Genomic DNA, 16,667 nt, shown 5'->3' with positions numbered 1-16,667 from the left:
ACTCGAATAATTTCAGCAAATCGAATAATTTCAGTAACTCGAATAATTCCAGCAAATCTGGAGAATCTCAGTCACCTTACTTATTTTGGATTAAAGCTTCAAACCTGTATTAAATCTGTTAATACATCAGTAGATATCAGTGAAGGCTTAACAGCATAGATTCCGATAAAGCTCCGTTTTCGGATGTGCATATAACACTGTCAATGCTCTTCTCACCCTCGACCTTTAATGACCTTGATTTATAGAAATCAAAGAGCTCTCTTGCCCAGGAAATAGCCTGAGGCTCGGAACAGCACATATAGTCGTGATAGAACCTACCCTGGCTGTCAAAGAGAGAAATCATCATCCCGCGATCAGAGACAATAAGCTCGGCAATTTTTACACCATCCTGACAGAAGAAAAGTTCGGTGTTCTCCAGAGTGGCAAATTTCCTTATTTTGCGTTTATAGTTGTGCAGGAACTTCTCGAGTACCGATTCCGTAAAAATAAGGGAAACCTCTGAATCAAGCCTTCCGAGCTTTGAATAAAGGGGAAGGAACTCAGGCCTGTAAAAGGATGAAAAAACCATGAGATAGCAGGAAGATGAAAAGAACTTCAAAAGTTCCGTATTCGGTTCGAATATCTGGCTGGGATCGGCTTTGACCAGCTTGCAGTCCTTAAGATCCCCTATCCTGCCAAGAAGATACTGAGGGATTCCACCCAGGTCATGTTCAATCCAATAGTTGTCTTTTTCAACCAGGGTTAGGACGTCAACAAGGGATCTGACTTTTTTGAACACCTGATCCCCCATATCTGTCAATTCATAGCTGCCATTTTTGTGAATAACCAGATTACTGTCCGTGAACCTCTTGATCTGGGGTAAGATAGCTGTGGGAGAAACATCGAGAAGGACTTTAATTTCTTCCATTGTTCGGGGTTCTTCTCCCAGGAGTAAGAGGAGGTCTCTTCTTTTCTGGGAACGAAATACTACATCTATTAACTCAGATTTCATTCAAACCACTTCTATCTCTTTTTTTGTAAATATAGGATATCTGCATCGTGTGGCACCGTAACGTTCGCACAAGGACGAATAAAGATTTACATTCCGTTCGGGTTCTGTACGACCTTAATAAGAGGAAGAGTTTACGCCATATACTGGGGATAACCGATATGCCCATTTATATAAAAGAATTTGGATGAATAATTTAAAACGCAATATGGGCAAGATAAAATATTTTTATCAGTGAGGAAAAGAGGGAGAATTTAAAGGAAAAACGACATCATTAGCCAGAGTTCAAAAAGATAATGGCACCCCAACTAGGGATATTAAATGTATATGTGTGACTGGAAGAGTAAATATGAACATTGAAATTTTTAATAGGCTTTATCTAAATAACGACATTGTTTAAAAAAAGTTGGATTGTTTAAAAATAAAAATTTCCTGAAAAATGTTGAGGAGGAGATTCCAGATTTGCCCCAAAAATTTAGAGCTCCTTTATCAGGAGAGAAGAACTGGAAAGATTCGAGGGTCGAAAATAGCATCTTGTCCTCAAAATTTCAGACCCCGTGTTGCCCTGTAAAAATCAGGAAAAAATTTCCGTCGGTTATGGTATATGGGATAATTTCCCCTAATTACGCTGTAAACACATGTCAGCATGCAGACATGAGCTACAATAAAAAAGGAAAAGTTCCGGGAACAGGAGAAAGAAATTCTTTCACCGGTATTGTACTTCAGAAATCTGGAATTTACATCCTCAAAGATAGAGAAACTTCAGATGTTTCTCAGGGTACTACCACAGAAAGAAAAAGCTTTACAAAGGCAAAACCGGAACATCCAAGACCTTATAAATCCGGAAAACTGCAGATCCGGAACGTCAAGGACCTTTTTGTATAATCTAAATGGAGGTTTAGAAATATGTTGGACTTTACAGAGGCAAGTCTGAAAAAGATATTAACCAGATACAATGTGGCTCTGGAGAAGGAGATGACTCCTGAAGAAGCCGCAGAAGAGCTTTATCCTAAAGACGAATTTGTTTACCCGATTGCAAAAGCCATCTTCGAAGGAGAAGAAGATGATGTAATCGAGGGTCTCCAGGCAGCAATGGATGCAGGCCAGAACCCGATCACCCTCATAGACGATGCCCTCATGGTCGGTATGGGCGTTGTCACCAAACTCTACGATGATGGAGTAATTTTCCTCCCTAACGTCATGATGTCTGCTGACGCCATGCTCAACGGTATCGAATTCTGTAAGGAAAACTCCGAAACTGCCCCTGTAACAAAGGGAACTGTTGTCTGCCACGTTGCAGAAGGTGACGTTCACGACATCGGAAAGAATATCGTTACCGCTCTCCTCAGGGCAAACGGCTACGATGTGGTTGACCTCGGAAGGGATGTCCCTGTTGACGAAGTTGTTGCATCAGTTATTGCAAACAAGCCTCTCATGGTCACCGGTACTGCACTCATGACCACCACCATGTATGCATTCAAGGAAGTTAACGACAAGCTCGTTGAAAAGGGTCTAAAGGTTCCATTCGCATGCGGTGGCGGCGCAGTTAACCAGGACTTCGTGTCCCAGTATGCACTCGGTGTGTACGGTGAAGAAGCAGCTGACGCCCCCAAGATTGCTGATGCAATCATTGCAGGTACCAACAATATCGCAGCATTAAGAGACAAATTCCACAAGCACTGAGGTGAATGAGATGGCAGCAACAAGATACACTTCAATGGCATATGCAAGTGCAGACGAAATGAGCTTCGGTGTATCCAAGCACCCCGTAAAGGCAGGCCTTGGCCTTGAGATCGGTGCTGGCTACACAATTCCTGAAATTAACTACGCTCCTAGACCTGAAGCAGGCGCATCCAAGGAAAAACTCATAAAGGAATACGAGAGGATCACAACCGACGTTATGTCAAGAATGGTCCAGGTCGGTTTCCCAGCAATTATCCTTGAAACTGAACACGTTCAGCAGATGTCCAACAACCCCTCCTGGGGAGCAGAAGTTGCACACGCCCAGAAAACCATCATGGAAGAATACCACGATGAATACGGCATAAAGTGCGCACTCCGCCACACCATTGGTGACATCCGTGAGAACAGAGAATTCCCCCAGCTCAGAGGCGACAAGTACTCGGTCTTCCTCGAAGCCTTTGAACAGTGTGCCAAATCCGGTGCAGACCTGCTTTCCGTAGAGAGCATGGGTGGTAAGGAAGTATTCGACCACGCCGTACTCAGGAACGATATCCCCGGTATGCTCTACTCAATCGGCTGCCTCGGCTCCATGGACATGGAAATGATCTGGTCCGACATTGCAGCAATTGCAAAGAAGACCGGCACTGTAGCAGCTGGTGACACCGACTGCGCCCAGGCAAACACCGCAATGTTCATCGGCGGCGGACTGCTCGACAAGAACCTTGCCCACACCCTCGCAATCATCGCAAGGGCAATTTCCGCCCCCAGATCCCTCGTCGCATACGAATGCGGTGCAGTTGGCCCCGGAAAGGACTGCGGCTATGAAAACATCATTGTCAAAGCCATCACCGGTATGCCAATGACCCAAGAAGGTAAGACTTCCACCTGCGCTCACTCCGACGTAATGGGTAACCTCATTATGCAGTGCTGTGACTGCTGGTCCAACGAGTCCGTTGAATACCACGGTGAATTCGGTGGTACCACAGTTCAGTGCTGGTCCGAGAACCTCGCATACGACTGCGCCCTCATGAACACCGCTCTTGAAACCAAGAACGAAAAAGTTCTCAGGGACCTTTTCATGCTCTCCGACAGGTACAGAGACCCCCAGTCCTACGTGCTTGCATACGACAACGCATACAAGGTCGGCCAGGCAATTGTTAAGGACGGAAACGATATCTACCTCAGAGCAAAGAACGCTGCAATCGAATGCTGTGACATCGTCAGCGAAGGTGCTGCAGGCAAGCTCGCACTCTCCAGGTTCGAAACCAAAGCACTCGCAGACGCAAAGGCATCCCTGGACTCCCTTACGGACGACATGGACAAATTCATGGACGACTGCCTCACAAAGTACAAGAGTGAAGTTAAAGTCTTCCTTCCGGAGAACTACGGCCTCTGAGCCGAACTCTCCTTCTCTTTTTCTTTTTACCAGATTCATTTACTTATACTGCACATTTTGTTTTTCACATTACATTTCTGCACATTTCAGTACTGTTCGATTCTCTTCACTTTTTTGGCCCGCAAACCTTTAGCCCGGATTTTTACTACATTCATATGACTTTAATGGTCAACCGTATAACTAATTCAGGCAGCCCGTGCCCATTTTAATTGGGCATCCGATCATTTAGAATAGTTATCTGCCCATTAATACAACATCTACAGGAAAGTGGACAGATGGAAGACAGTAAACCTTTGAGTGAGAAGTCCTGAAGCCGGAAGAAAAGGAGTTGTGCTGATGAAAATAATAATTTTTATATGCGGGGAAGGGCTTGGCCACACAAGCCGCTGCCTTGCCCTGGGGAAAGAAATGATGAGTGCAGGGCATGAGGTTCACTTTGGAGCATATGGATACTCGAAAGAGCTTATCGAAAAGGTAGGTTATAAGGCCCACGACATTCCCTCGGAAATCAAGCTGGTGGGAAAAGCAGGAGCTTTAGACTTCACAGGGTCGGTAGAAGCAACCTTGAAAAACGCCCAGCTCCTGGGTGGGCCAAAAATCCTGAGGCTAACCAGAGATATTGGCCCTGATGCCGTGGTTTCGGACAGTTATTACCTTGGAATCCTTGCCGCAAAAGCCCTCAAGCTCCCCGTTTACCTAATCCTTAACCAGTCGAACATGGAAGAGTTTTTCAAAAGCAGGGGCGTACCCATAAGACTTCTCGGGGAACTGACCAAAAAGGTGTACAATCAGATCTTCGAGATGGTGGACAGGATAATCATCCCTGACTATCCCCTCCCCTACACGGTCTGCAGGAAGAACCTGAGTTTTACCCACAAAATCCGGGAAAAACTTTTTTACAGCGGCCCCCTGGTCCAGAAAAAGTACGACGAAGTTGAAGAAATCTCCCTCAAAAAGCCCCACATCATCTCCCTTATTGGAGGTTTCGGGTACAGGGAACCGATTTTCAGGAAAGTGCTCGAAACCGCAAAGCTCGATTCCGGCATCCACTACACTCTCATTTCCGGCCCTAGCCTTGACCCTTCAAAATTCACTGATCTTCCGGAAAACGTGCAGGTACTCAAGTTCATAAAAGACCCCTTCCCCTACTTCAAGAGTTCCGATGCAGTGATCGCCCCCGGAGGGCACAGCACAATGATGGAAGCTTTAAGTTTCGGAATCCCGATCATCTCTTTCCCGGACGAGGGGCACAACGAACAGGAAAGCAACGCCGAAGTGGTCGAAGAAGAGGGCTACGGAAGAAAACTAAGTTACTCTACCCCTCCGGCGGTCATTCTGGAGTGCATCCGGGAAGTCCTGGAAGACAGGGCGTATAGGAATAAGACCGAGCGGCTCCGCAAGCTTGCAAACGAGCTGGACGGACCAAAAGCCATCAGGGAACTGCTCGAAAAAGAAGCAGGACCAGATGCCTCCTGAAAAGCCTCTTTTCCAGCCTTTTCGAACATTTGCCTTAAATGTAGCCTGAATTGAATTTTTCCGGCTCTGGAGATAAAATTCAATCATGAATCAGACCAATCATGCATCAGACCAATCATGCATCAGGTCAATCATGCATAAGATCAATCATGAATCAGGCTTTTGAAATACCTGAAAAGCTCAACATGGTTTTCAAAGATAAGGTCTGCATGCTGCAGCCTTTCGGGCCTGAGTGTGCTTGAAACCGCCACACAGTAAAGCCCTGCGTTTTTTGCAGCTTCAATTCCCATAGGGGCGTTTTCCACAACGAGGCACTCATTCTCCGGCAGGGAGAGTTTTTCAACTGCTTTCAGGTAAGGCTCAGGAGCAGGTTTTCCGTTCTCAACGTCCGAACCCGTGACAACAACCTCGAATATGCCGGAAAAGAAATTTTCAATTACAGTCCCCACAACCAGACGGCTTGAACCTGAGACCAGGGCGAGCCGGAACTTATCCCTCAGCTTGTCCAGGCAACTGACCACACCGTCAAAAGGCTTTATCAGGCTGAGGTCAAGAATTTCCCGCTTTCTTCGGGGAATAGACTCGAAATCCTCAGGCCCGGGGTTTTTTCCTGATTTTTCGAAGATGGATCTGACTATTCCCCGGTCATTTCCACCTTCGATTTCATAGATATCTTCCCTTTTGATGGAAATCCCTGCTTCCCGGAAAGCTTCAATCCATGCGTCAGCATGAAAACGCATGGAATCCACAAGGACGCCGTCCACATCAAAAATAATTGCTTCGAACATCTGCCCTGAAAATTGGTGTAATTTATAATAAAGCTTATGAAAGTACCCATAGATAAAGATTCTATATAGAAATGCTCGCCCAGGTCAGATAAATCATGCTATCTTTCGACCCGCCAGCTTTCCCGCCGGCTCCCTCCAAAAGACTGCCCATCATTTCAGATACCTGTCGTACAGATACCCGGCCAGCCAGTATCCGAGAAAGGAAAAAAGAAGGGTTCCCGGAGCAAAGATGGGAGATTCATACCCTTTCAGGCTAAACAGCAGATTAAAAAGGGCAAGGTAAAGAAACAGAAAGATGATAAACCCGACCAGCTCCACCTGTGTTTTAGAAGGTTTCAGATTTCTTCAAGCCCCCTTTTAAGCTCCCTTGATTTCATCCTTCGGGCCTTTTGGACCTTATGTCACATTTGAATTTTCCTTATTCGGATTTTCCTTATTCGGATTTTCCTTATTCGGATTTTCCTTATTCGGATTTTCCTTATTCGGGTTTCTTCTTGAAGTCAAGGGAAACGGCATTTATGCAGAAGCGTTTTCCCGTAGGTTTCGGCCCGTCATCGAAGACATGCCCCAGATGCCCTCCGCAGCGGGAGCAGACAACTTCAACCCTGCGCATGAAATGGCTGGTGTCTTCCTGAAGCCTTACTTTGTCGCTGGCAATAACATCAGAAAAACTGGGCCAACCGGTCCCTGACTCGAACTTGGTATCGGAAGAAAAGAGTTCCTGCCCGCAGGCGGCACAGGTATAGACCCCTTTTTCTTTGTTATAATAAAGATCCCCCGAAAAGGGCCTCTCGGTACCTTTCTGCCTCAAAACGTGATATTGTTCAGAAGTGAGAACCTTTTTCCATTCCTTTTCTGGTTTCTCGATTTTATCTTGTGCCAGTCACAAACCCCCTTTATGCATATAACTCAATTATGCCGGAAATATTATTATCCTTCGGGTCAGGGGAAATCCTGACTTATCCCAAGAAAGAGCATTGTATGCTATTGGAGTATTGTATGCTACATAATTATAAAGAATGGTGCATAAAAAGAATGGTGCATAATGATTCAACCGGAATTACATTGCAGGAATAAGAATTCGTGAGTCTGGGGTGCCATGAAGGAAAACCGGGGGAAAAGAAAAGACCACAGTATAATAACAGCTTTCCTTGTATTTTTTCTTCTTACGGTGGTGTTTGGCCTGATAGTTTCCATGCAAATCCACCTGGGAAAATTTACTTTTCCATTCTATCTTGTTGTTTCCGGAATGTTTTTTTTTGCTACATCCCTGGAAACAGAGAGTCGTATTGGAGAATGGATTGCCTCTTTCAGCTGGACTCTTAACATGTTTGGCCTGCTACTCTTTTACCAGTACGTAACAGGAAACTGGGAAAGCTGGGTTTACACCTGGCCTCTTATATTCCCGGTAGGACCGGGCCTGGGCCAGCTGATTTATGGAGCAGTGAAAGCCAGAAGAGAGCCTTTTGAGCGGGGGAAGGTTCTTATCCGGATGGGGCTTGGGCTTTTTGTTCTGACCCTGATAATTTTCAAGCTCTTTTTTCAATAATTTGAGGTTAGTTTAGAGAATCTTATTCGTATCTGAGCGAGTCCACAGGCTTCATTTTTGCGGCTTTTCTTGCGGGATAGACGCCTGAGACGAACCCGACAGCGACAGCAACGAGAAACCCGGCAACAATCAGGCTTAACGGGAAGACCACAGGCAGGTTAAGGAGGGTTTCCACGCTGTATGCGCCTGCAATTCCAAGAGCGCCTCCGAGAATACCCCCGAAGACTCCAAGCAGGATTGACTCGATCATGAAAAGAAAAAGGATGTCAAAGCCTGTGAAGCCAAGAGATTTGAGCACTCCTATCTCCCTTGTCCTTTCGGTAACGCTTACGAGCATGATGTTCATGATCCCTATGGAGCCTACAAGAAGGGAAATCAGGGCAACCGCTGTCAGGAAAGAGCTGAGTGCTGCTGCCATCATGTCAGTCTGCTCTAAAACCTCAGCCTGGTTCACCATCATGTAGGGCCGCGAATCTTTGTCCTCAAGGTCCCTTTCGGAAATCCCGAAGCTCCGGGCAAGGCGCCTGTCAACTTCATCCGAGGTATCCTGAATTGTTGCAGGGTTTTCAGCCATTGCAAAAACCCCTCCATAGTCCGTTTCGCCAAGGATCTCATTCATGACATCAATAGGGATAAGGACAGCTTCGTTATCGTTGTACGCCTGGACCATGGTATTATCCGGGTTCTGGATAATTCCTTTAACCTTGAAGGTTTTTGTGATTTTCTCGTCTTCTCCTACCCTGAAGGTTATATCTATGGAGTTTCGGGCCGAGATGTTCCGGCCAAACTTTTCGTTTGCAATATCGTGCCCGATAATTGCGACATACCCATCATTATCATTAATAAAGGTGCCTTCCCGGAGCTGGGTATTTGCAACCTCATCATAATCTCCCCCTACCCCGCTTATCATGATGCTTTTGGTCTCGGACATGTACGTAACTTCAGCAGTCTGGGACTTCAAAGGCGAAACTCCGGACACACCGGGCGTATTTTCAACTATCTTCAGCTGATTGTCGTAAAAAAGCTTTGGCTGCATCCCCTGAATATAAATGAAATTTGAGCCGATGTTGTTTACTTCATTCGTAAAGTGCTGGTTGAAGCTTGCCCCAAGGGACACGTTTGCAATCACAGCCGCAACTCCGATAACGATTCCAAGCACCGTAAGGGTCGAACGCATCTTTGCACTTTTAATGCTTCCAAGCGCTATTTTTCCTGCATTGAAAAAGGGGATCATGAATGGGGGCTCCGTTTTGCAGCTTTTTAGGGGGAAAGATAAATTTAAGAATTGAAGACCAAAACTGATTTTCTTAAACTTTATTTAAAAGAATACATCAAACATATAAATCCTGCTAATTATGGGAACGTTAATCGGGGGTAAAAGAAAAGAGCTCTTGACGGGACCGGCGGGGTTGCAGAGTATCCTGAAGAGTTCAATAACGTGTAAGGACAATCTAATGTGTGTTCATCGTTTTGCAAAAATAAAAAATTTTACTCCGATAAAAAAATAGTTGAATGTTCAGTTGATTTCAATATGTCAAAAATCAAGTAACGTCTTTTGATTCACATGATCTTCATTAATATTTTTATCCTGCACGGCAGATATAACTCGGACTATTTTTTTAGGTAGATCGATATTTTCAATTTTGGAAGAACAATAATGGCAGACTTTTTCTTGATTAACATCCCAATCCCTAAGAAGGTACTTTCCACAATTAGGACATTTTTTACATTTATATTTCAAAAATTGCTCGATAGGCATCTCTGATAAGATATTCCTCGCAACAATCAGATCAGATATAGAATAAAGATTTACCGTAAGATTTTTGCCTTGTTTAATTCTTCCTATTCTTTCTATAAATCCAAGATCGGACCATTTTTTAATTTTATTGCTCCTCACACTGCCTTTACTACATTTATATACCTCATTTGCTAAATAATTAATAGTGAATTCCATTTTCCCTATTTTTTTAAGATCGCTTATAAGGTCTTCACTTGCAAGCTCACTTAATTTCTTCTCACAAAAAATATCAATACCTTTAAGAATAGCGTTATGAGAAATTCGAGTCACGTTTTGGTCAATTTCCCTTTGTTCCGCAATAATATCGTGAATTATTCTGATAACGTCTCTTGGAGATTTTTGAGCAAATAAAATAACCAGATCATTAATGTCAATATTAGAATTCGAATCAATAATTTGAGAGAGATCACTTATATTTTGATTACTAAATTCTTCCAATCTTTTGGAAATCATTGACTTTAAATCAGAATCTGTCCACTTTAATGAATAAGACTCAATTCTGTCTTTTCGGCCATATCTATTATAGTATTGTACAAGTTTGTCCCACAGAAAAAACTTAAATCCGTATCCTTTAGTTTCAAGCATATCTAAGTCTTTGAGTAATGGTTCAATCAATTTTGCAGACAAATTAGCATCATTTCCAGTTATTTCTGATTCATCCACCTTATCAATAAGAATATATATAGATGAAAAATCCATTTTGAGAACTATTGAAGGTATTTTTTTAAAGTGATATTTGAACGTTTCATCAAACTTAGGAGAGGTCTCTAATTTTTTTAGATCTTGCTCTTTAGATCCCAATCTTGAAAGGACTAAATTGAGAGCAATGTTGACTGAACCGAGATGATCATTCCAAATTTTCTTTGCTTTATCGGAATAATTACATAAAGAACTTATCGCATTACTCAACTCTTTTTCCGATAATTTACCCAGATGTACTTCGGCTAAATACTTTAAATACAATTTATCTGATTCATCTAACTTTTTTGCAAGAGCTGGATCTTGATTTAATCTAGTTAATATTCCAAGAACGATTATTGGAATTATTTTTTCAAGATGATCGTTAAGTGTAATATCTCCCGCTTTTTTTGGAAAATCAAAATCTGAATAATTTACGCATAGTACATTTTTATTTTTTACACACTCATACTCGATCATTTTTCTTTGAGCTGTTTTTCCACCCCCTCTTGGAGCAAAAATGGTAACACTTTTTGGGCTTTTCGGAGTCCCCCATACAGAATTAAAATAAGGAGGTGGAATAAAATAATTCTTTAATCGTTCTTCATAGTCAGCATTTGTAAATTGAAATGGATTTGAATCAAAACCTAAATTATTGAAGAACTCTATTTCTTCCATCAAAACACTCCAACAATTGATCTAATGAAGTATATTCGATGTATATTTAAAACTATTTTTTTGAACATAGGAAAAATATAAAATTTAAAAGAGAGAGCTAAGAAATAAGAAGCATTTAACATTGGATAGAGTCAAAAATTAACATTTTTAGCTTGTGTACTTTTGTTTGGTTTTGTCATAAAGTAAGTACTGATCCAACTGCACGTGAGAAAAGATTAATTTGGGAGAAAAGGTCATGGGGACGAGTTATTGAAAACCAGAATCATAAAAATCTCTTTAAATATTTTCATAACAAGGAGTATGTACTCATTTTTTTAGATATGATCAATGACTCATCCCACGCCCAAATATTGGCATAAAAAAATTAGAAATTTGTAAGAGTTACAAATGAATCACATGTTCTTTCCGATTTCTTTTGCTTGTGCAAGGATTTCAGGCTGTTGAAGAATATCTTCAGGAGTGTAGGTTCCTGCTGCAACTATACTTCCTTTGACATCGAAGTTCATGAAGGAAAATAGGCCTTCTAAATGGGCAAAATAATGTTTAAAGGCATCTGGATCTGGGGCACCCTGGGTATAGGCCAGGACGAGTTTTTTGGGAACCTTAAGACGGGAGGAAAGATCAGGATTGAGCAATGCAACCAGCCTGTCTACGAAAAGTTTGGTCTGGGCTGTAATCTCCCACATATATAGGGGAGAGCCGAGCACAACAGCATCAGCTGCCTGGACTTCTTCATAAAGCTGCTGCATATCATCATCGATTACGCATTTACCTTCGGTTCTGCAGTTCGTACAACCTTCGCAGGGGTTGATATCCAGTTTAGAGAGGTTGTAGGCTCTTACCTCAGCGCCGTTTTCTGCAGCCCCTTCGAGAATTGCATTTACAAGTTTTGTGGTGTTTCCGTCTACCCTCGGACTTCCAATTAATCCTAAAACTTTCACTTGAAATACTCCTCCGAAAAAAAGAATAAAAAAATTAGACAGATGATTCAACAAAGGTATAAAATATTTCCGAAAAAATCTGACTGAAGACGGATTTCCTCTACAAAATAGATAAGATAGAAGATTTCAGAGAGACTCAGTCAAACTTGATTCGACCTTTCTGTACTCCGGGCCTGGAATGTGTGAAACCGAGACCAATTTCCCAAGGGCCTTTGCTTTCTCCAGCAACCTGGGCCTGAATTCAACTTTAAGCTTATCCGTGCCTGCTGCAACGATTGTATCCAGAACATCAAAACCCAGATAGTAAAGAAGACCTGCTGTGTATTCGAAATACGGTTTAAAGGCATCCCTATCCTGAATTCCCTGAGTAAAGACAAGGATTAGTTTTTTATTGTCAAACCTGCTCGAAAAATCCGGCCTTAAGAAAGCTGTCATGCGGTCAATAAGGAGTTTTGTCTGGGCTGTCATCTGCCACATATATACAGGAGAACCGAGCACGAGAACATCTGCGGCCTGAATTTCTCGATAAAGTTTCTGCATATCATCATCTATAACACAGCAACCGTGCTCCTGGCACCTGCAGCAGGCATCGCAGCCTTTGATGTCAAGAGAGGCAAGGTTATAGACTACAGTTTCTGCCCCCTTTTCCGCAGCTCCCTCAAGAACTGCATTAACAAGTCTTGAGGTATTACCATCGACTTTAGGACTACCCACCAATCCGAGAACTTTAATGCTAGAACCCCCGTTCAAATTTAAAATACAGAATATAAAACATTTTTACGCAAAAGTATAAACGACTGGTCAGGATAAAAACGTTTCTCTTACAGAAAAAAATTATTCAGTTTGGATAGAAAAACCCGGGAAAAAGTAAATAGAGACAAAAGTAAATAGAGACAAAAATAAATAGAGACAAAAATAAAAAAAGAAAAAGAGAGAATAATTCTGCTGATTTAGTTTTACTGGTTTGATCGGTTAGCCTGGTTCTGCTGATTACCTTTTAATGACCATGAACGCACCGAAAAGCGCTGTAACAAAAAGCAACCCCGTGAAGAATATTGAATAACCTGCTTTTGCAGCATCTTCGCCTTCCTCATCACCTGCTTGAGTAACAGGCTCCTGCATGTCAACAGAACTATCTGTCACTCCCTTTGCAAAACTGGCTTCTTCAGAATTTCCTGCTTCTGTGGAATTCTCAGATGATACAGAATCTTTATTCACAATTTTTACATCGCCTTCTGAATCACTGCTGCTACTTGAACCCGTACTGCTTGAACTCGTATTTATGTCAGCAGAGGAAACGGAACCTTCGAGATCAACTTCAGTTATCGTTCCCGGAGTTTTGGTTGTAATCGCTTCAATTTCAGAGACTGGTATATTTAAACTGGTTATATTTCCATTGACATAGAACTCCACAATCTCAATATTAGTATAGTTTTCAGGAGTGAGATTCAGGTTCAGGCTGTATTTACCTTCTTCTCCTACGGTACTTTTTGCAATTAGCTCTCCTTCATAATATGCCAGAATCTCAGAGCCCTCAGAGACAGGTTCTCCATTAACATCCAGCCCACCATACAGGATGAGCGGCAGGTCAGGCACATCTCCAATCGAATCGTTTTCCTCAGATAAGGCAGTCACACTTAACACTGCAAACACAGACAATATCATCAGGCTTAAAATAAGCACTCCTAACTTTCGGTACTTAATCAAAACTACTTCCCCCAACTCCATTTAGATTAATGTAAAGCTAAAGAACCCACTACCCTGATTTTGATCCCTGCTTCATCCAGAAAACAGCTGCATAATCTGCAGGTGCCTCGTCAGAAAAGCAGGTTTCTCGTCAGAAAGGGTTTTTGTTTACAGGTTTTTTGTATCTCTTTTGTTCAGGCAGGATTTACCCACCGACAAAACTCACAGATATTTTATTTGAAAATATTTCCTGCCCGAAAATGTAATAGGACAAGAGTTATTGGAATATAATATAATTAGATATTATATATAGCAGTATTTTGAAAAATAATAATTAATTTATAATAATAATCTGCTCCACCTTCATGGTCGCATCGACCAAAATTGACTCAGAACATTTAGAAAACTGTTTTAGCACCCTGCACGCAGGTTCCAGATGTCAAACGATGAAACAATGCAACTCCCAGCAGCAATGTAAATGAAAGAAATAGGGGCTATGCGAAAAAAGAAGGGAAAATGGCTGAAAAAGAAAAAAGAAGGGAAGAAAAAGATTTTTTTCTTCGTTTGTTCTTAATTTGTTATTCGTTTGTTCTTAATTTGTCCTTCGTTTGTTCTTAATTTATCCTTCTTTTGTTCTTCCTTTTGCCCATTTCTCTTTACTAACCTGCTATTTTCCTGATTTTGTTTCAATTTTTCTTTGCCTTAAGAAAAGCAAATGCTCCAAGCCCTGCAAGCAAAACAGAGAGCGTTTCGAACCCGGGTAATGCTGACTTCGGCTCTTCGGGTTCGGCCTTCACAGGCAGGACTTTGTAGGCCTCATAATTGGAAATTGAAACTCCCATAAAAGCCGAATCGTTAGAATAATATTCCACCAGGGTAGCAAAAAGGTTCTGTATTGAATACTTATCCTCAAAGCCTTCGTCTACTGAAATTTCTATTATTCCTTTTGAGTTCACACCTCTTATTTCACCCATCTCGAGGGCAACCGCATCCTCAATATCCGATTCAGAGATCAGGCCTTTCTTCTCACGGTCATAAGCCCTGACAATAAAGAAATCTACAAGAGGAGCAATTTTTTCAACGTTTGATGTAGCATAACCGGGAGGAAGACTTGCTGAAATGGACACTTTTTCTCCGGCTTTTTCCCGAGCAGCCTCAAAAAGGGGTATATAGTCCATACAGCCCTCTTCAGAATCGGAATCCTGAGAAGTTTTCATGTAGATGTTGATTCCATCAAAAGGTGCGAGCGACTTTTCATTATAGTCAAGGATGGCGTTCAAAGAAGACTGAGAGGTATTCATAGCTCCTTCTTCTGTGCAGTTGAGCTCCTCAAAAAGCACTGCATACACCGTCATTCCTTCTTCATGAGCCATTTTTACAAAACGCTCATACTGCCAGACATCTTCACCGTTCATGCTCAGGAAAATGGTATCGATTCTAGAGGAGTCAAAATCTTTTGTAAGTGCAGGGAAATCAAGCTCGTATGGAGAAGAGAGCTTAACTCCTGAAACATCGACACTGTACCTGGGGAACAGGGTTTCCGGGACTTTGGTCTCATTTCCACTCTGGTTTTCCTGTATCTGTACTGGTGTTTCAGAGGTTTCTTCAGTAACTGAAACCTCAGGAACAGGAGCTTCAGTCTCAGGGGTGGTTTCGGATTCGGAAATAGAATCAGGTTCGGAAATAATATTTTCTGTGGAGGTTTCAGTTTCGATCTGATCCGAAGCGAACTTGACAGATGGCTCGGATTCTACAAATTTGCGGACGAAAGCATAGTCTACAGCCATATAGCCCGTATTCTTCGAGGCATCGGAATAAGAAGCTGCATAAAGATAAACATGCATTGGAAGGTTTGTAATATAATCATTTGAAGCATAATCCATCCTTGCATCCCGGACTCCGTTCTTAAACCAGGCTATCTTGCGGTTGTCATTTTCTTCGTACCAGGCGATTCCCGACGTATACCATTCTCCTTCAGGAACACGGACATCGGTCCGGTCAAAAGTGTTAAACCTCTCCTTCCTGTAAGATGTCTCCCAGCGCACACGGCTCTCATTGGCAAATTCAGTCTCGTGCTTGATCTCGTTTTTCCTGTTGCTGATCTGATCTATGAAACCCTGTCTCAGCAGAGGCCCTCTCTCATCGGTTCCTGTGGTAACCTTCATTCTTTTGACCACGAACATGGAATTAATTCCAAAACTGTCTTTGCTGTAGATCAGAGAGGAATCATAAGCATGAACCTTGGGAGCTGACACATTACACATGCCATTTTTGACTTCAACCATGCCTCCGCCTGCACTTTCAGCGTTCCATTCAAGCCCCTGGAGTTTATCCCCCTCAAAGCCGTCGAAAAATTCGAAGGTTTTTTCTCCGTTACTCACTGCCTCAGCCACAGGATTTCCGCACTTCAGAAGAAGCGTGGTGCTCCTGTTCGCAGGTAGGAAGGGGATCTTGACCCAGATAAGAGCTTTTTCAGCTTCCGGGTCCCAGGTTTCAATCCAGTAACTGAGTGTTCGTCCTCCGGAAAAGAAACGAAGGTCAGAACCGTCTGTTTTTGCCTGTGAGAAATTAAAGTTAAAAGAATTCAGGTTGATAGGGACCTGATAACCGGTTAGATTTTTTCCGGAATGTTCAGTAATTACAATATCCTGAGAATAGGCTTCAGTATCAGTTATTGCAGATGGAACCAATAGATCATTCGCTATAGCCAGCGCAAAGCCAGTCATCAAAACCAGGAGAAAAATAGAAATAATCCCACACGTGATCAGTCTCTTTTTCATATTTAGCAGCCTCTTTTAAGCCCTTTAATCAAACACGATAAAAAATACTATCAAGAAATTATTAACCATAACAGATATTATTTATTTTACATACTTATTAACCCAAAAACAATAAACCTTTTCATAAGTACTTGCACAGAATAATAACTAAAATAATAATAGTTAAAATAATAATAGTAATTTGTATAAAAATATAGTGAGAGAGAAGATAGAGAGTCCGAAACGG

At 42.2% G+C, this 16,667-nt stretch carries 15 protein-coding genes; 5 read left to right on the top strand and 10 right to left on the bottom strand.

Annotation, left to right across the window (positions count from 1 at the left end):
• Positions 1-136: 136 nt before the first annotated feature.
• A complete protein-coding gene (locus EO93_RS12730) occupies positions 137-991 on the bottom strand; it encodes a winged helix-turn-helix domain-containing protein (protein WP_048162829.1) in 855 nt (284 codons plus the stop codon).
• A gap of 408 nt (positions 992-1,399) precedes the next feature.
• Here EO93_RS12730 and EO93_RS12725 point away from each other — a divergent pair, with 408 nt between their 5' ends.
• From EO93_RS12725 to EO93_RS12710, 4 genes are all read left to right on the top strand, one after another.
• Entirely contained in the window at positions 1,400-1,873 is a 474-nt protein-coding gene (locus EO93_RS12725) for a hypothetical protein (protein ID WP_048162827.1), read from the top strand.
• Between the two features lie 21 nt (positions 1,874-1,894).
• Complete coding sequence (mtaC, locus tag EO93_RS12720; protein ID WP_048132713.1) at positions 1,895-2,671, top strand: methanol--corrinoid protein MtaC; 777 nt, start codon at positions 1,895-1,897, stop codon at positions 2,669-2,671.
• A gap of 10 nt (positions 2,672-2,681) precedes the next feature.
• Positions 2,682-4,067 carry a methanol--corrinoid protein co-methyltransferase MtaB gene (gene mtaB, locus EO93_RS12715; RefSeq protein ID WP_048132711.1) on the top strand — a complete coding sequence of 462 codons (1,386 nt, stop codon included), beginning with the start codon at positions 2,682-2,684 and terminating at the stop codon, positions 4,065-4,067.
• A 336-nt stretch (positions 4,068-4,403) separates the two neighbouring features.
• On the top strand, positions 4,404-5,543 hold the full coding sequence (locus tag EO93_RS12710) for a UDP-N-acetylglucosamine--N-acetylmuramyl-(pentapeptide) pyrophosphoryl-undecaprenol N-acetylglucosamine transferase (protein ID WP_048162905.1): 1,140 nt from the start codon (positions 4,404-4,406) through the stop codon (positions 5,541-5,543).
• Positions 5,544-5,686: 143 nt separating this feature from the next.
• Here EO93_RS12710 and EO93_RS12705 read toward each other — a convergent pair whose 3' ends face one another.
• The 3 genes from EO93_RS12705 to msrB form a co-directional block, all read right to left on the bottom strand.
• A complete protein-coding gene (locus tag EO93_RS12705) occupies positions 5,687-6,331 on the bottom strand; it encodes an HAD family phosphatase (protein WP_048162825.1) in 645 nt (214 codons plus the stop codon).
• Between the two features lie 150 nt (positions 6,332-6,481).
• On the bottom strand, positions 6,482-6,649 hold the full coding sequence (locus EO93_RS17805) for a hypothetical protein (protein ID WP_235282868.1): 168 nt from the start codon (positions 6,647-6,649) through the stop codon (positions 6,482-6,484).
• A gap of 160 nt (positions 6,650-6,809) precedes the next feature.
• Positions 6,810-7,214 (bottom strand): peptide-methionine (R)-S-oxide reductase MsrB, encoded by a 405-nt coding sequence (gene msrB / locus EO93_RS12695; protein ID WP_048162822.1) that lies wholly within the window; start codon positions 7,212-7,214, stop codon positions 6,810-6,812.
• Positions 7,215-7,430: 216 nt separating this feature from the next.
• On the opposite strand from msrB, the gene EO93_RS12690 reads away from it, so the two are divergent.
• A complete protein-coding gene (locus EO93_RS12690; RefSeq protein WP_048162821.1) occupies positions 7,431-7,880 on the top strand; it encodes a hypothetical protein in 450 nt (149 codons plus the stop codon).
• A gap of 22 nt (positions 7,881-7,902) precedes the next feature.
• Here the strand turns inward: EO93_RS12690 and EO93_RS12685 are convergent, their stop codons facing one another.
• The 6 genes from EO93_RS12685 to EO93_RS12660 form a co-directional block, all read right to left on the bottom strand.
• On the bottom strand, positions 7,903-9,114 hold the full coding sequence (locus EO93_RS12685; RefSeq protein WP_048132701.1) for an ABC transporter permease: 1,212 nt from the start codon (positions 9,112-9,114) through the stop codon (positions 7,903-7,905).
• 300 nt (positions 9,115-9,414) lie between these two features.
• The gene (locus tag EO93_RS12680; RefSeq protein WP_048162819.1) at positions 9,415-11,034 is read right to left on the bottom strand and encodes a P-loop ATPase, Sll1717 family; all 1,620 of its coding nucleotides are present in this window, start codon (positions 11,032-11,034) and stop codon (positions 9,415-9,417) included.
• Positions 11,035-11,426: 392 nt separating this feature from the next.
• Entirely contained in the window at positions 11,427-11,975 is a 549-nt protein-coding gene (locus EO93_RS12675; RefSeq protein WP_048162817.1) for a flavodoxin family protein, read from the bottom strand.
• 126 nt (positions 11,976-12,101) lie between these two features.
• Positions 12,102-12,725 (bottom strand): flavodoxin family protein, encoded by a 624-nt coding sequence (locus EO93_RS12670; RefSeq protein ID WP_235284257.1) that lies wholly within the window; start codon positions 12,723-12,725, stop codon positions 12,102-12,104.
• A gap of 240 nt (positions 12,726-12,965) precedes the next feature.
• Entirely contained in the window at positions 12,966-13,682 is a 717-nt protein-coding gene (locus EO93_RS12665) for a hypothetical protein (RefSeq protein ID WP_048162903.1), read from the bottom strand.
• Between the two features lie 665 nt (positions 13,683-14,347).
• A complete protein-coding gene (locus EO93_RS12660) occupies positions 14,348-16,441 on the bottom strand; it encodes a DUF2341 domain-containing protein (protein ID WP_048162816.1) in 2,094 nt (697 codons plus the stop codon).
• Between the last annotated feature and the right edge of the window lie 226 nt (positions 16,442-16,667).

Origin of the sequence: Methanosarcina sp. 1.H.A.2.2, from assembly GCF_000979975.1 — an archaeon.
GTDB lineage: Archaea > Halobacteriota > Methanosarcinia > Methanosarcinales > Methanosarcinaceae > Methanosarcina.
This window is presented reverse-complemented; position numbering and strand designations above follow the sequence as displayed.

Excerpts from the sequence above, each read along its gene's own strand:
- EO93_RS12730 (WP_048162829.1), bottom strand. The coding sequence starts at position 991 with ATGAAATCTGAGTTAATAGATGTAGTATTTCGTTCCCAGAAAAGAAGA.
- mtaC (WP_048132713.1), top strand. The coding sequence starts at position 1,895 with ATGTTGGACTTTACAGAGGCAAGTCTGAAAAAGATATTAACCAGATAC.
- mtaB (WP_048132711.1), top strand. The coding sequence starts at position 2,682 with ATGGCAGCAACAAGATACACTTCAATGGCATATGCAAGTGCAGACGAA.
- EO93_RS12710 (WP_048162905.1), top strand. The coding sequence starts at position 4,404 with ATGAAAATAATAATTTTTATATGCGGGGAAGGGCTTGGCCACACAAGC.
- EO93_RS12705 (WP_048162825.1), bottom strand. The coding sequence starts at position 6,331 with ATGTTCGAAGCAATTATTTTTGATGTGGACGGCGTCCTTGTGGATTCC.
- EO93_RS12690 (WP_048162821.1), top strand. The coding sequence starts at position 7,431 with ATGAAGGAAAACCGGGGGAAAAGAAAAGACCACAGTATAATAACAGCT.
- EO93_RS12685 (WP_048132701.1), bottom strand. The coding sequence starts at position 9,114 with ATGATCCCCTTTTTCAATGCAGGAAAAATAGCGCTTGGAAGCATTAAA.
- EO93_RS12680 (WP_048162819.1), bottom strand. The coding sequence starts at position 11,034 with ATGGAAGAAATAGAGTTCTTCAATAATTTAGGTTTTGATTCAAATCCA.
- EO93_RS12660 (WP_048162816.1), bottom strand. The coding sequence starts at position 16,441 with ATGAAAAAGAGACTGATCACGTGTGGGATTATTTCTATTTTTCTCCTG.